This is a genomic window from Streptomyces sp. SM18 (genome assembly GCF_002910775.2).
In the GTDB taxonomy this organism is placed as follows: Bacteria; Actinomycetota; Actinomycetes; order Streptomycetales; family Streptomycetaceae; genus Streptomyces; species Streptomyces halstedii.
In genome coordinates this window covers 6,436,411-6,451,006 of sequence record NZ_CP029342.1, presented here as the reverse complement: position 1 = coordinate 6,451,006, position 14,596 = coordinate 6,436,411, and the positions used below count along the sequence as shown (strand labels likewise).

13 protein-coding genes are annotated in these 14,596 nt (G+C 73.2%); 3 read left to right on the top strand and 10 right to left on the bottom strand.

The features are described 5' to 3' along the window. The first annotated feature begins 160 nt into the window (after window positions 1–160). Entirely contained in the window at window positions 161–1,141 is a 981-nt protein-coding gene (locus B9S64_RS28695; protein WP_103488767.1) for a carboxymuconolactone decarboxylase family protein, read from the top strand. A 64-nt stretch (window positions 1,142–1,205) separates the two neighbouring features. Here the strand turns inward: B9S64_RS28695 and B9S64_RS28690 are convergent, their stop codons facing one another. After that, window positions 1,206–2,735 (bottom strand): amidase, encoded by a 1,530-nt coding sequence (locus tag B9S64_RS28690; protein WP_103505132.1) that lies wholly within the window; start codon window positions 2,733–2,735, stop codon window positions 1,206–1,208. A gap of 222 nt (window positions 2,736–2,957) precedes the next feature. On the opposite strand from B9S64_RS28690, the gene B9S64_RS28685 reads away from it, so the two are divergent. Beyond that, window positions 2,958–3,719 (top strand): hypothetical protein, encoded by a 762-nt coding sequence (locus tag B9S64_RS28685; protein ID WP_103489001.1) that lies wholly within the window; start codon window positions 2,958–2,960, stop codon window positions 3,717–3,719. 47 nt (window positions 3,720–3,766) lie between these two features. Here the strand turns inward: B9S64_RS28685 and B9S64_RS28680 are convergent, their stop codons facing one another. Then, entirely contained in the window at window positions 3,767–4,768 is a 1,002-nt protein-coding gene (locus B9S64_RS28680; RefSeq protein WP_103489002.1) for a TIGR03842 family LLM class F420-dependent oxidoreductase, read from the bottom strand. A 553-nt stretch (window positions 4,769–5,321) separates the two neighbouring features. Here B9S64_RS28680 and B9S64_RS28675 point away from each other — a divergent pair. Further along, window positions 5,322–5,759: a DUF6083 domain-containing protein gene (locus B9S64_RS28675; protein ID WP_103489003.1), complete on the top strand. Its 438-nt coding sequence runs from the start codon at window positions 5,322–5,324 to the stop codon at window positions 5,757–5,759. Between the two features lie 17 nt (window positions 5,760–5,776). Here B9S64_RS28675 and B9S64_RS28670 read toward each other — a convergent pair whose 3' ends face one another. The 8 genes from B9S64_RS28670 to B9S64_RS28635 all read right to left on the bottom strand — a co-directional run bounded on the left by B9S64_RS28670 (window position 5,777) and on the right by B9S64_RS28635 (window position 14,549). Next, window positions 5,777–6,652, bottom strand: a complete 876-nt coding sequence (locus B9S64_RS28670) for an ABC transporter ATP-binding protein (RefSeq protein WP_103489004.1) — start codon at window positions 6,650–6,652, stop codon at window positions 5,777–5,779. Continuing rightward, window positions 6,649–7,701, bottom strand: a complete 1,053-nt coding sequence (locus tag B9S64_RS28665; protein WP_103489005.1) for an iron chelate uptake ABC transporter family permease subunit — start codon at window positions 7,699–7,701, stop codon at window positions 6,649–6,651. Before B9S64_RS28665 ends, B9S64_RS28670 begins: the two co-directional genes overlap by 4 nt. Next, the gene (locus tag B9S64_RS28660; RefSeq protein ID WP_103489006.1) at window positions 7,698–8,741 is read right to left on the bottom strand and encodes an iron ABC transporter permease; all 1,044 of its coding nucleotides are present in this window, start codon (window positions 8,739–8,741) and stop codon (window positions 7,698–7,700) included. Before B9S64_RS28660 ends, B9S64_RS28665 begins: the two co-directional genes overlap by 4 nt. After that, on the bottom strand, window positions 8,738–9,781 hold the full coding sequence (locus tag B9S64_RS28655; RefSeq protein ID WP_103489007.1) for an iron-siderophore ABC transporter substrate-binding protein: 1,044 nt from the start codon (window positions 9,779–9,781) through the stop codon (window positions 8,738–8,740). Before B9S64_RS28655 ends, B9S64_RS28660 begins: the two co-directional genes overlap by 4 nt. A gap of 290 nt (window positions 9,782–10,071) precedes the next feature. Further along, window positions 10,072–10,845 carry an AraC family transcriptional regulator gene (locus B9S64_RS28650; RefSeq protein ID WP_103489014.1) on the bottom strand — a complete coding sequence of 258 codons (774 nt, stop codon included), beginning with the start codon at window positions 10,843–10,845 and terminating at the stop codon, window positions 10,072–10,074. A gap of 95 nt (window positions 10,846–10,940) precedes the next feature. Then, window positions 10,941–12,332, bottom strand: a complete 1,392-nt coding sequence (hydA, locus tag B9S64_RS28645; RefSeq protein WP_103489008.1) for a dihydropyrimidinase — start codon at window positions 12,330–12,332, stop codon at window positions 10,941–10,943. Between the two features lie 94 nt (window positions 12,333–12,426). Beyond that, window positions 12,427–13,710: an aspartate aminotransferase family protein gene (locus tag B9S64_RS28640; RefSeq protein ID WP_103489009.1), complete on the bottom strand. Its 1,284-nt coding sequence runs from the start codon at window positions 13,708–13,710 to the stop codon at window positions 12,427–12,429. Beyond that, window positions 13,707–14,549 (bottom strand): nitrilase-related carbon-nitrogen hydrolase, encoded by an 843-nt coding sequence (locus B9S64_RS28635; RefSeq protein WP_103489010.1) that lies wholly within the window; start codon window positions 14,547–14,549, stop codon window positions 13,707–13,709. Before B9S64_RS28635 ends, B9S64_RS28640 begins: the two co-directional genes overlap by 4 nt. Window positions 14,550–14,596 lie beyond the last annotated feature (47 nt).

Genomic DNA, 14,596 nt, shown 5'->3' with positions numbered 1-14,596 from the left:
TTTAACGTCCGTACGCCCGAGGCCGCGTCGTCCTCGGGGACGGTGTGCGCACTACTCCCGCTGAAGTAGGACGGGCCGTGTCCGGCCGGGCCGGGCGCAGCCCCGGCCGCCTCCCGCCGTACGACGACCTGAGGGGGTGGCGGCGGCCAGCATGGGCGGTATGACCGGACCCTTCCTGTACACCTCGCCCCAGTCCCCCGCGTCGGCCACCGGGGTGGTGGCCGACGTCTATGCCCAGGTGTCCGCCGACTTCGGTGTCAAGGACGCCCCCACCTTCGTCGCCCTGTCCGCCTCCCCCTCCCTGCTCACCTCCACCTGGGCCCTGATGCGGGAGTCCCTGCTCGCCGGGCGTGCCTCGCGTACCGGGAAGGAGCTGGTGGCGGCGGGTGTCTCGCTGGCCAACCGGTGCCCGTTCTGTGTGACCGTGCACGCCGTCCTGCTGCACGCCACCGGGGACCACCGCCTGGCGGAGGGCGTGCTGCGGGGCGAGGAACCGGAGGCCCCCGGCGACCGTGCGCTGCTCGCCTGGGGCAGGAACATGCGCGGGCCGTGGCCGTTCCCGGCGGACGAGGCCCCCGAGTACGTGGGGACGACGCTCGCCTTCCACTTCATCAACCGGATCGTCTCCTCGCTGCTGTCGGAGCGGATGCTGCCGGGCGGCGCCGAGAGGTACCGGCTGGTGCGCAGGACGGCGGGCCGTTCGCTGGCCGGGACCGTGCGCCGCGAGGTGCGGCCGGGCGCCTCCCTGCCGCTGCTGCGGACGGACGGGGAGGCACCGGCGTGGATGGACGACGGTCCGGTGGGCACGGCGTACGGGGCGCTGCTCACCGCCGCGCGTGCCGGGGAGGAACTGCTGAGCGAGGAGGACGCCGCGTCGGTACGGGCGTCGGTGGCCGACTGGGACGGGGTCACACCGCTGCCGCTGAGGGCGGAGCTGCCCTCGCGGGCGCGGCGGCCGGGTGCCCGGCTCGCGCTGCTCGCGGCGCGGGCGCCGTACCGCGTCACCGCCGAGGACGTGGCGGCCTGGCGTACTCCGGCGTCGACCGATCACTGCTTGGTCCATCTGGTGGCCTTCGGCGCGATCTGCGCCGTCGAGCGGGTCGAGGCGATCCTGCGGATGACGGTCGGCGAGCCCATCTGAGCGCGGGACCGCCGGTCGGCCTCCTCCGCCGAGCGCGTACGGGGGGGGGAGGCGGGACCGCGGGTCAGCGCCCGGCCGCCGTGCCCGGCGGGGACGTGCCGAAGCCGGGCGGCCGGTGCTCGTACCAGCGCAGGTCGGCCTCCAGCTGGGCGGCGAGGGAGAAGAGCAGGGCCTCGCTGCGGGCGGGTCCGAGCAGCTGGGCGCCGACCGGCAGCCCGTCGCGGGTGAACCCGGCCGGGACGTTGACGCCGGGCCAGCCCAGTACGTTCCAGGGCCAGGCGTAGGGGCAGGCGGCGGTCATGGCGAGGTCGGTGCGCCAGGCGCTGAGGTCGTCGCAGGCCCCGGTCCGGGGCGGCGGGGACGCGGTGGTCGGGGTGAGGAGCACGTCGAACCCCTGCCCGTCCCCGGCACCGCCGCCCGAGCGGGGCCGGCCCGGCTCGAAGAAGGCGCCGATCCTGCGGTGCTGGTGCCTCTCCCGGGCACGCGCCGCCCGGACCACCCGCCCGCCGAGCCGGGTCCCGGTACGCAGGGCGCTGCGGGTACGCGGGTCGAGCAGGCCCGGTTCGGGGTGCGCCCCGGCGAGTTCCGCGATGCCCGCGGTGGCGCGGGGGACGAAGGCGAGGCCGATCAGTCCGTAGCGGGGGCGGGCCTCCTCCACATGGTGGCCGAGCCGGGCCAGCGTCTCGGCGAGCGCGGTGACGGCGCGTGCCACCTCGGGGTGCGGCGTGGTCCGGGTGAGGGTGAGCGGCGGCCGCAGCGCGAGGCCGATGCGCAGCCTTCCGGGGTCGCGGCGCGCGGCGGCGGACGCGTCCACGGCGGGCGGGCGGTGCAAGTCGGCCGGGTGGGATCCGGCGGCGGCGTCCAGCAGCAGGGCGGCGTCGGCGACCGTACGGGCGAGGGGGCCGTTGACGGTGAGCCCGTGGAAGGCGTCGCCGTAGGGGTGGACGGAGATCCTGCCGCGCTGCGGTTTGACGCCGACCAGGTGGGTCCAGGCGGCGGGGATGCGGATGGACCCCGCGCCGTCCGAGCCGAGCGCCGCGGGCACCAGCCCGGCCGCGACGGCGGCCGCCGAGCCGCCGGAGGAACCGCCGGGCGTGTGGCCGGTGTTCCACGGGTTGCGGGTGACGCCGAAGGCGGGTCCCTCGGTGAAGGCCCACTGGCCCAGCTCGCAGGCGTTGGTCTTGCCGACGACGACGGCCCCGGCGGCCCGCAGCCTGCGGACCGCCTCGCTGTCGGCGGTGGCCGGCGGCAGCGCGCCGTCACACCCGAAGTGGGTGGGCATCCCGGCGACGTCGGTGTCGTCCTTGACGGCGACCGGTACCCCGAGCAGGGGCAGCCGCTCCCCCGCGGCGAGCCGCCGGTCCGCCTCGGCCGCCTCCGCGAGCGCGGCGTCGGCCCGCAGGTGCCGGAAGGCGTTGAGGGTGGAGCGGCTCGCCTCGATACGGCTCAGGGCCGCGCCGACGAGCGCCGCCGAGGTGGTGGTGCCCTCGGCCAACCGCCGTGCGCTGTCCGCGAGTCCGGGTGGGGCGGCCGGTGCGGCCGGGCGCCGGGACCCGCTCACTCCGGTCCGCCGGGTGGGCTCCGCCGATGTCATCGCTGCCGCCTCCTCGCGCCCGCCGGGGCACCTGCCGGGCGGCCCCGGGGCCGCCCCGACGGATCTACCGGAGAGTAACGAGACGGGCCGCCCCGCTCAAGCACGCCTCACCCGCCGTACACCGCCGCCGTCAGGCGCGCACCCCGGGCCGGGCGTACGCTCCTAAGGAGGGATCACCGCTCGGCAGGGCTCTGAGCGGGAACGTTTCCCCAAGGAGGCACCGTGGCCGGACAGCGCACCGCCGCCCGTGCCGCCGCCTGTGCGGCGGTGGTCGTCCTCACCGTCACCACCGGCGTGACGGCCCGCGCGGACGACGGTTTCGAGTCGCTTCCCGCGCAGCGGATCGCGGACCGCTCCCGCGACGCGCTGCTGGACGCGCGCTCCCTGCGCCTGCGGGCGCACGGCGACCTGGGCAAGGGCCAGGAGGCGCTGACCGCCGATCTCGCCCTGGACCGGGAGGGGAACTGCGCGGGCAGCGTGCGACTCGGCGGCGACAAGGGGTCGGTGAAGATCGTCAAGCGGGGCGGCACGGTCTGGGTGAAGCCGGACGCGGACTTCTGGAAGAACCAGGTGCCGGTCGGCGGCAGCACCTTCGGAGCGATCCTGGCCGGGCGGTACCTGAAGGGCGCGGCCTCCGATGCGAGGCTCCGCCCGGTGGTGGACGTCTGCGACCTGAACACCTTCCGCCAGCTGGTCTCCGACAACGCCGACACCGCCGGAGGCACGGTCACCAAGGGCGCGGTGACGACGGTCGACGGGGTGCGCACCGTCCCGGTCACCCGCCGCGCCCACGGGCAGGAGCTGACCGCGTACGTGGACACCGGCGGCCGGCACCACCCGGTGCGGCTCACCGTGCGGGGCGACGGGGCCGACGCGGCCGTGGACTTCTCCGGCTTCGACCGGCCGGTCCCCTCGGCCACTCCGGCGGCCAAGGACACGGTGGACGTCAGCGCCCTGCTCGGCCGCACACCGGCTCCGTCGTAACCGGCCGCTTCCTCTTGCCAACTGACAGGCTGTCAGTTGAATGGACGTCAGGCGGACAGGGCGGGGATGACCGTGGAGCCGTAGGCGTCGACGGTCGCCTCACGGGCGTCGTGCATGGCGTAGACGGCGAACTGGTCGACGCCCAGGCCGCGTAGGGACCGCAGTTTCTCGATGTGCGCCTCGGCGGGCCCCAGCAGGCAGAACCGGTCCACGATCTCGTCGGGGACGAAGGCCGTGTCCGGGTTCCCGGTGCGGCCGTGGTGGCCGTAGTCGTACCCGGAGCGGTCCGCGATGTACGCGGTCAGCGCCTCGGGCACCAGTCCGGAGTGCTCGCCGTAACGGGAGACGAGATCGGCGACGTGGTTGCCGACCATGCCGCCGAACCAGCGGCACTGCTCGCGGGCGTGCCCCAGGTCCTCGCCCACATAGGCGGGGGCGGCGACGCAGATGGTGACGGAGTCCGGGTCGCGGCCCGCGTCGGCGGCCGCGTCGCGTACCGCCCTGACCATCCACTCGGTGAGGTACGGATCGGCGAGCTGGAGGATGAAGCCGTCGGCCTTCCGTCCCGCCAGGGCGAGGGCCTTGGGGCCGTACGCCGCCATCCAGACGGGGAGCCTGCCCTCCTTCACCCACGGGATCCGGATCCGCTGCCCGTCCACCACGGCCTCGCGCCCCTCGGCGAGGTCCCGGATCACGTCGATGGCGTCGCCCAGCCGGGCCAGGGTGTTGGGCGAGCGCCCCGCCACCCTCATCGCGGAGTCGCCGCGTCCGATGCCGCAGACGGTGCGGTTGCCGTACATGTCGTTCAGGGTGGCGAACGTGGAGGCGGTGACCTCCCAGGTGCGGGTGCCCGGGTTGGTGACCATCGGTCCGACGATCAGCCGGTCGGTGTGCTCCAGGATGCGGCTGTAGACGACGAAGGGCTCCTGCCAGAGCACCGCCGAGTCGAAGGTCCAGCCGTAGCGGAATCCGTTGCGCTCGGCGCGGCGCATGAGCCCGACGACGGCGGAGGCGGGCGGGTCGGTCTGGAGGACGAGTCCAAAATCCATGACGTGTGCTCCTGGTCCGGGTGCTGGCAGGGGACGCGCGGGTCGTGGACGGCGGGAGGAGCGGGCCGAGAGGTGCACCGCCCGCTCCCGGGCTCCGGTCTTCAGATGCTCACGGGCACGCGGGAAGGGTCTGCGGGCGCCTCGCCCGCGTGGGGTACCGCGGGAGGATCCTTCCACACACAGCCGTACGGAACCCCGCGACACCGGCCCCTTCGGGGCGGGTCGCGGGGGACAATCCTGGACCGCTTCCCAGATCTTGGGAAGAGGCCCTGCCCGGGTACCCGCCGGGTACGGGCCACCCTGCCCGCACCCGGGACGGCGGGGAGCCGCACACGGTACGGTGCCCGTCTGCGGGGCGGCCGGAGGCGGTCGCGGGGCGAACGGGGCCGGCCGGTCAGGCCCCGGGGGCGCTCACCGGCCAGTACGCGTGGGGCGGCCGGGACCACGCCGTACCCAGGAGTCGATCCCCGCCCCACGCGGCGGCCCCCGTCCCACCCGTCACGGCCGGATCGCACCCTATCCGCCCGCGCGGTCTGTCCGGACCCTTACGGATATGGGGGACACCGAGTACACACCGCCCAGCCCCGACGACCCCGGCCTCCTCGACCACACCTTCCAGGCGCTCCGGGTGGGGGCCACGGCGCCGCGCCCTCCGTCGCCGCCCGACTGCCCCTTCTGCGACCTGCCGCAGGACCGGTACCACACCTGGTACACCGGGCACTGGATCCTCCTCGAACCCCGCATCCGGCTCCCCGCCCACACCGTGCCGCCGTCCCTGCGGTGGATCATCACGCCGGGCGGCCTCGCGACGGAACTGGGGGACGCCGAGCCGCTGCCCGGTACGGTCTGCCGCATCCCGCACCGGGTGGCCTGCCCGGGTCTGCTGCCCGGGGACCACTGGCCGTGGCTGACCGCCCTGCGACTGCACAACGACCGGCGGACGCGACGCCTGTTCGACCTGCCCGACGAGGGACTCCCGGACGCCGGGTGACGGGCGGGCGGGCCGCCTCAGCGCACCGGTTCCCCGGCGGGTTCCGGCGCACCGCTCCCGGCCGACGACGCGGACCCGGCCGACGCGGGCTCCGGCCGGATGTGGTGTCTGCCCAGGGGGAGCATCAGCGGCTTGCCGGACACCGGGTCCTCGATGACACGGCTCCGCAGCCCGAACACCGCCTCGACCATCTCCTCCGTCAGGACCTCGGCGGGGGCACCGGAGGCGTGGATGCGGCCCCCCGCGAGGGCGATGAGGTGGTCCGCGTACCGGGCGGCGAGGTTGAGGTCGTGCAGGACCATCACGACGGTCGTCCCGCGCGTCCGGTTCAGATCGGTCAGCAGGTCGAGCACCTCGATCTGATGGCTGGCGTCGAGGAAGGTGGTCGGCTCGTCGAGCAGCAGCAGATCGGTCTGCTGCGCCAGCGCCATGGCGATCCAGACCCGTTGGCGCTGACCGCCGGAGAGCTCGTCCACGGAGCGGTCGGCGAGCGCGGCCGTCCGCGTGGCCTCCAGGGCGGATGCCACGGCCGCGTCGTCCTTCTCGTTCCACCGGGTGAAGACCCCCTGGTGGGGGTGGCGTCCGCGGCCGACCAGGTCGAGCACGGTGATGCCCTCGGGGGCGACCGGCGACTGCGGCAACAGCCCGAGTGTCCGGGCGAGTTCCTTGGCGGGCATGCGGTGGACCCGCTTGCCGTCGAGGAGGACCCGGCCCTCACGGGGCGCGAGCAGACGGGACATGGACCGCAGGAGCGTGGACTTCCCGCAGGCGTTGGCCCCGACGACGACGGTGACGCGGCCCGGCGGGACGCTCAGGTCGAGGGACTCGACGACGACGCGGTCGCCGTATCCGAGGGTCAGCTCCTCGGCCGTGAGGGAGTGGGACGTGGTCAAATCGAGCCTCCAGCCCGATGGGTGCGGACAATCAGGTAGACCAGGTACGGCGCGCCGAGCACGCCCGTGACGACCCCGACCGGGAAGCGGGTGTCGAAGGCGAACTGGCCGGCGAAGTCCGCGGCGAGCACCAGCAGGGCGCCGACCAGTCCGGCGGGCACCAGCAGGGAGCCTCCGCCTCCGGCCAGCCGGGCGGCGATCGGGCCCGACAGGAACGCCACGAAGGCGATGGGCCCGGCGGCGGCCGTGGCGAACGCGATCAGGCAGACGGCGGCGACGATGACGGTGATCCGGGTGCGCTCGACGCGGACCCCGAGGGCGGAGGCGGTGTCGTCGCCCAACCGCATCGCGGAGAGGTTGCGCGCCTGGGACAGCAGGACGGGCGCGAGCACGGCGAGGGCCAGCAGAGCGGGTACGGTCTGGTCCCAGCTCACCCCGTTCAGGCTGCCGGTCAGCCAGCGCATGGCCTCCTGGAGGTCCCACTCCGCGGCCCGGGACAGCACGTAGGAGGTGACGCTGTCGAGCATCGCGGAGATGCCGATGCCGATCAGGATGAGGCGGGTGCCGACGACCCCGTCCCGGAAGGCCAGGCCGTACACCAGCAGCGCGACGACGAGGGCGGCGACGATCGCGAGGACGGAGACCTGGATCTCGTCGAGCGAGAGGGTGACGATCGCGATGGCCGCGGCGGCGCTCGCCCCCGAGCTGATGCCGATGATGTCGGGGCTGGCGAGCGGGTTGCGCAGCATGGTCTGGAAGGTGACGCCGGCCATGCCGAAGCTGAATCCGGCCACCACGGCGAGCACCGCGCGCGGCAGGCGCAGCCGGCCGACGGTGAACGACGCTCCCGGGACCTGCTCGCCGAGAACGACCCGGACCACGTCGCGGGGCGGGTAGAAGGTCTGGCCGGCCATCAGGGTCACGGCGAAGCCGGCGACGACGAGCACCACCAGGGTCAGCACGACGAGGCGCCGGTGGGTGGCGTTCCGGACCCGGCCGCGGGTGACGTCCCGCAGGACGGACGGCCGGGTGACGGCGGGGACGCTCACAGGGCACGCACCTTCTGGCGGCGGACGGTGTAGATGAAGAACGGGGCGCCGATGAGCGCCGTGACGATGCCGACGTCCACCTCGGAGGGCCGGGCCACGACGCGTCCCACGACGTCGGCGGCGGTCAGCAGGGCGGCGCCGGTCACCGCGGAGAACGGCAGCAGCCAGCGGTGGTCCACCCCGGTCACCAGACGGCAGGCGTGCGGGACGACGAGCCCGACGAAGGCGATCGGCCCGGCGGCGGCGGTGGCCGCGCCGCACAGCACGACGGCGCCGACCGCGGCCGTGGCCCGTGCCAGGGCGACGCGTTCACCGAGTCCGGCGGCGAGTTCGTCGCCCAGGGCGAGCGAGTTCAGCGCCTTGGCCGACAGCAGGCAGACCACGAACCCGAATCCGAGGAACGGCAGCACATGGCCGACGCGTTCGTAGGAGGCGCCGCCGACACCGCCGATCTGCCAGAGCCGGAAGGCCCCGGCGATGTCGTTGCGGGGCAGTACGACGGCCGTCACCAGGGAGGCGAACGCCGCGGAGGTGGCGGCGCCCGCGAGGGCGAGCTTCAGGGGGGTGGCGCCGCCGCGGCCCAGGGAGCCGACGGTGTAGACGAAGACGGCGGAGAGAGCCGCCCCGGCCAGGGCGACCCACACGTATCCGGTCGGCGAGGTGAGCCCGAAGAACGCGACGCCCGTGACGACGGCCAGCGACGCGCCCATGTTGACGCCGAGGATGCCCGGGTCGGCCAGCGGGTTGCGGGTGACGCCCTGCATGACGCCACCGGAGAGGCCGAGGGCCGCGCCGACGACCACGGCGAGCAGGGTGCGCGGGATCCGTTTGGTGACGGCCGCCTCCTCCAGCGAGCCGTCCGCGCCGCCCAGCGCGCTCCACACGTCGGACCAGGCAACGGTGCGCGAGCCGATGGCGACCGAGGCGACCATGACCGCCGCCAGCACGACGAGGGTGACCAGGAGCCACAGGATCCGGACCCGTGCCGGACGCCGCACCAGGGCGGCGTCCGGCGGGTGCCGGGTGTCGGCCGTCGTCACGTGACCTTGTCCGCGGCCTTGGCGAGCGCCGCCACGTAGTCCTCCAGCACCCAGGAGATCGACAGCGGTGTGGGGTTCGCCGCCGTGGCCAGCGGGGCGCTGCCGGGCAGGAGGTAGACCGAGCCGCGCTCGACGGCGGGGATCTTCGACAGCAGCGGGTCCTTCGTCAGGGTCGTGAGCAGGTCGCCCTTGTCGTCGCCGTAGCCGGTGATGATGTCGACGTCGTCGAAGGCGTCGATCTGCTCGGCGCTCTTGGTCAGCGCGAACTGCTTGGTGCCCTTGGACGCCTCGGCGATGCTGTCCGGGATCTTCAGACCGAGGTCCTCGAAGAACAGGGTGCGGGTGTCGTGCGCGGTGTAGAAGCCGACCTCGCTCACGTCGTTGGGGTCGACGTGCGTCATGAACATCGCCGACTTCCCCTTCAGCTGCGGGTACTTGGCGACGGTCTCGGCGATGTCGCCCTCGACCTCGTCGATCAGCTTCTCGCCCTCGTCGGCCAGGCCGATGGCCTTGCTGTTCATCTGGATGATCTCGCGCCACGGGGTGGCCCAGGCCGCCTCCGGGTACGCCACCACGGGGGCGATGTCGCTGAGCGTCTCGTAGTCCTGCTTGGTCAGCCCGGAGTACGAGGCGAGGATGACGTCCGGCTCGGTGTCGGCGACGGCCTCGAAGTCGATGCCGTCCGTCTCGTCGAAGAGGACGGGGGTGTCGGCGTGCAGCTCCGTCAGCTTCTCCTTGACCCAGGGCAGGATCCCGTCATCGTCGTCGTCGCCGAAGTTCGCGGCGGCCATGCCGACCGGGACGACACCGAGCGCCAGTGGCACCTCGTGGTTGGCCCAGTTCACCGTGGCGACGCGCTCGGGCTTGGACGGGATGGTCGTCTTGCCGAGGGCGTGCTCGATCGTGAGCGGGAAGGAGGCACCCGACGCGGCCTTGCCGGTGCTCTCCTCCTTCTTGCTGCCGGACTCCCCGCCGCAGGCCGTGAGGCCCACCAGCAGGGCCGCCGCGACGGCGACGGCACGAAGACGATGGGGACGCATGGATCCGTACTCCACTTCCGGGATGGCTGGTGCCGGGCCTCGCACGTCGGGGTCGCGGATGCGGTCGTGGAGCGGTCACCGGACTGGCACAAGTAACTTAGGTAAGGCTTGCCTTCGAACCTTATGAAAGTCACTTCGATGTCGCAATCACCCCTTTGAGACATCGGCTGTAGCGATCGGGACATCCATGCGGCGGTTTTCGGCCGCGCTGTGTTGCGGGACGTCCGGGACTCCCCCGGCTCGGCGGACCCCGGCGGGCCTCGGCGGGCCTCAGCGGAGCTCAGCGGAGCTCAGCGGGCCCGGAACGAGCCGGGCGTCAGTCCTGTCGTACGCCGGAAGGCCGCGCCGAAGGCGCTCGCCGAGCGGTAGCCGACCTCCTCCGCGACGACGTCCACCTCCCAGCCCCGGGTCAGGAGCGCCACCGCGTGCTGCGCGCGGACCCCGGCGACCCAGCGGGCGAAGCTGGTTCCGGTCTCGGCGTTGAAGACACGGGTGATCGTGCGGGGGCTCACGCCCAGTTCGGCGGCCCAGTGGGACAGCGTCCGCCGGTCGCCCGGGTTCTCCCGCACGGCGTCGGCTATCGGCCGCAGCAGCGCGGACGCCGGGACGTGCACCAGCAGTTCGCGGGGGGACGGCGTGAGCACGTCGAGGACCATGACCTCCGTCGCCGCCCGGGAGTCCGGGGGCAGGCCGGTGTCGCCGAGCCGTTCGAGCAGGAGGCGGAGCAGCGGGGTGATCTCGACGGCCACGGGCACGTCCGAGAGCGAGGGCGTGGTGGCACGGCCGAAGAAGTGCGCGCGGAACCAGGTGCCGGCGACCGCCGAGCCGGAGTGCCGGGTACCGGCGGGCATCCAGAGGCCGAGCGTCGGGGTGATCGTCCAGGCGCGCTCGCCGACCACGGCCATGGAGGCGCCGCGCTCGTTCCACAGCAGTTCGTCCCAGGGATGGGCGTGCGCGTTCCAGCTGGTGTCACGGTCGACGAGTTCGTCGTAGCCGTGGATGACGAACGGCGCGTGGGCCGCGCTCGGGGCGGGCTCCGGGACGGTGCGGGTCTCCCTGGTCACGCCGTGGCCCCCGGCGCGCCCGGGGCCGGCGGAGGGGGTCGGTCGCATGGCCTCACAGTAGCGAGGGCGCGGGGGGCGCCGCCGACGGCCCCAGGTCAGTTCGCGTACTGGCAGAGTCCGCGCGGCAGGTACACGCCGTGGCCGGCGTGGCCGACGTAGGCGCGGTCCGCGATCACCGGGACGCCCCGGGAGAGCACCGTCTCCGCCCGTCCCGTCACCCGCTTCCCCTCGTACGCCGAGTAGTCGACGTTCATGTGGTGGGTGGCGGCGGAGAGGGTCTGCTCCGCGTGCGGGTCGTAGACGACGATGTCCGCGTCGGACCCCGGTGCGATGGTGCCCTTCCTCGGATAGAGGCCGAACATCCGGGCGGGTGCCGCGCAGGCGAGGTCGATCCAGCGGCGGCGGTCGATGTGACCGTCCAGCACGGCCTGGTGCAGCAGGTCCATGCGGTTCTCGACGCCGGGCAGCCCGTTCGGGATCTTGGAGAAGTCACCCAGGCCCATCTCCTTCTGCCCCTTGAAGCAGAACGGGCAGTGGTCCGTCGAGACCACCTGGAGGTCGTTCGTCCGCAGCCCGCGCCAGAGGGCCTCCTGGTGGTCGGCCGGGCGCAGCGGCGTGGAGCAGACGTACTTCGCGCCCTCGAAGCCCGGCTCGGCGAGGTTGTCGGTGGACAGGAAGAGGTACTGGGGGCAGGTCTCCGCGAAGACGGGGAGGCCCTCGTCGCGGGCCTTCGCCACCTCGGCGACGGCCTCCCGGGCCGACACGTGCACCACGTAGACGGGTGCGCCCGCGACCTGGCCGAGCTTGATGACGCGGTGGGTCGCCTCGGCCTCCAGGAGCGCCCGGCGCACCTCGCCGTGGTGGCGCGGGTCCCGCTCCCCTCGGGCGAGCGCCTGTTCCACGAGCACGTCGATGGCCAGGCCGTTCTCCGCGTGCGTCATCACCAGGCCGCCGTTGGAACCGGCGCGCTGCATGGCCCGGAGGATCTGGCCGTCGTCGGAGAGGAAGACCCCCGGATAGGCGGTGAAGAGCTTGAAGGAGGTGACACCCAGTTCGACGAGCCGGTCCATCTCCCGGAGCGAGGACTCGTTCACGTCCGACATGATCATGTGGAAGCCGTAGTCGATCGCGCACCCTCCCTCGGCCTTCTCGTGCCAGGCGTCGAGCCCTTCCATGAGGGAGCCGCCCTTGGGCTGGATCGCGAAGTCCACGACGGTCGTCGTGCCGCCCCACGCGGCCGCCCTGGTGCCGGTCTCGAAGGTGTCCGAGGCGGTGGTGCCGCCGAACGGCATCTCCATGTGCGTATGGACGTCGACGCCTCCGGGGATGACGTACCGGCCCGTCGCGTCGATGACGTGGTCGGCGGTCCAGCCGTGGCTGTCGTGGGTGGCGAGGGCGACGACGCGTCCGCCGTCGACCAGCACGTCCACGTGCAGTTCGTCGGACGCGGTGACGACCAGGCCCCCGGTGATCAGCGTGCGTGCCACAACTCGTCTTCCTCTCGGTCGGATACGCGGGACGCGCCGGACCCACGGGCGTCCTGTGCCGGTCCGGTACGCCCGGTGGGCGGGCCCTCTCGTCTCACCCGGCCGCGCGCAGGGCGTCGGCCAGGATCTCCGCGCCCTCCTCCGCCTCGGCGACGGTGAGCGAGAGGGGCGGTGCGACGCGCAGGACGCTGGTGTCGTGCCCGCCGCCCTTCCCGATGAGCAGCCCGCCCGCGCGGGCCGCCTCCAGGACGGCCGAGGCGGCGTCCGGGTCGGCGTCGTCGGTGCCGGGCCGCACCAGTTCGATGCCGATCATGAGGCCCCGGCCCCGCACCTCGCGTACGGCCGGCGAGCGCGCGCCGACCGCCCGCAACCGTTCGATGAGCAGTCCGCCGACCCGGCGCGCGTTGCCCTGGAGGTCGTGTTCCAGCAGGTAGGAGAGGTTGGCCAGACCCGCCGCCATGGTGACGGGGGAACCGCCGAAGGTGGAGATGGAGTGGGCGTCCAGGCAGTTCATGACGTCGGCGCGGGCGACGACCCCGCCGATCGACATGCCGTTGCCGATGCCCTTGGCAAACGTCAGGATGTCCGGCGGGCCGTTCCCCGCGTGCGCCTGCCAGCCCCAGAAGTGGTCCCCGGTCCGGCCCCAGCCGGTCTGCACCTCGTCGGAGATCCACAGGACGCCGTGCCGGTCGAGCACCTCGCGGAAGGCGGCGTACAGCCCGTCGGGGGGCGCGGTGAACCCTCCGACGCCCTGGACGGGTTCGGCGATCAGGGCCGCGGGCGTCCTGACGTGTCCGAGCAGGTCCTCCAGGTCCGCGACACATGCCTCGATGAACTCGGCGTCGCCCAGCTCCGCGTAGGGGCCCCGGTGCCGGACTCCGCCGTGGACGTACGTGGTCTGGAGCGGGGAGAAGGCGGTGGGCGACCAGGAGCGGTTGCCCGTCACGGAGACCGTCGAGAAGGACCTGCCGTGGTAGCTGTTGCGCATCGCCAGGATCTGGTTGGACCCCCGGTGGGCGGTGGCGAGCAGCAGGGCGGTGTCGTTGGCCTCGGTGCCCGAGGTGGTGAAGAAGACCCGGGCGTCGGGGATTCCGGAGAGCGAGGCGACGCGCTCGGCGAGTTCCACCAGGGGGCGGTTGAGGTAGAGCGTCGAGGAGTGGATGATCCGTCCGGCCTGCTCCGAGACGGCCTTGGTGACCTCGGGGAGGGCGTGGGCGGTCATGGTGGTGAGGATGCCGCCGAAGAAGTCGAGATAGCGGTTGCCGTCCGCGTCCCAGACGTGCCGGCCCTCGCCCCGGGTGAGCTCCAGGGGCCGGCGGTAGTAGAGGGACAGCCACTCCGGGCTGACGGCGAGGTGCCGCTCGTGCAGTCCGGTCACGGCTCCACCAGCCCGTCGTACGCGTCCGGGCGGCGGTCGCGGTAGAAGGCCCACTGCTGCCGTACCTCGTCGATCAGGCCGAAGTCGAGGTCGCGGACGAGGAGTTCCTCCGTCTTGTCGTCCGCCACGTCCCCGACGAACTGGCCGCGCGGGTCGACGAAGTAGCTCGACCCGTAGAAGTCGTTGTCGCCGTACTCCTCCTGGCCGACCCGGTTGATCGCGGCGATGAAGTACTCGTTGGCGACGGCGGCGGCGGGCTGTTCCAGCTGCCAGAGGTAGCTGGAGAGGCCGCGTGAGGTGGCCGACGGGTTGTAGACCAACTGTGCGCCGTTGAGACCGAGTTGACGCCAGCCCTCGGGGAAGTGCCGGTCGTAGCAGATGTAGACGCCGACCCTGCCGACCGCGGTGTCGAAGACCGGCCAGCCGGCGTTGCCGGGCTTGAAGTAGTACTTCTCCCAGAAGCCCCTGAGCTGGGGGATGTGGTGCTTGCGGTACTTGCCGAGGTACGAGCCGTCGGCGTCGATGACCGCCGCGGTGTTGTAGTAGAAGCCGGACTGTTCGCGCTCGAAGACCGGCACGACGATCACCATGCCCGTCTCGCGTGCCAGGTCCCGCATGCGCCGGACGGTCGGCCCGTCGGGTACGGCCTCGGCCCAGCGGTAGTGCTCGGGCTCCTGGACCTGGCAGAAGTACGGGGCGTTGAACACTTCCTGGAAGCCGATGACCCTCGCGCCCTGCCGGGCGGCCTCACGGGCGTGTTCCTCATGCTTGGCGATCATGGATTCGGTGTCGCCGGTCCAGGTCGCCTGGACAAGTGCGGCGCGTACGACATCGGACATGAGCTGCTCCTTCGACGCGGTGTCAGAGGGCCTCTACGCGATCTCCA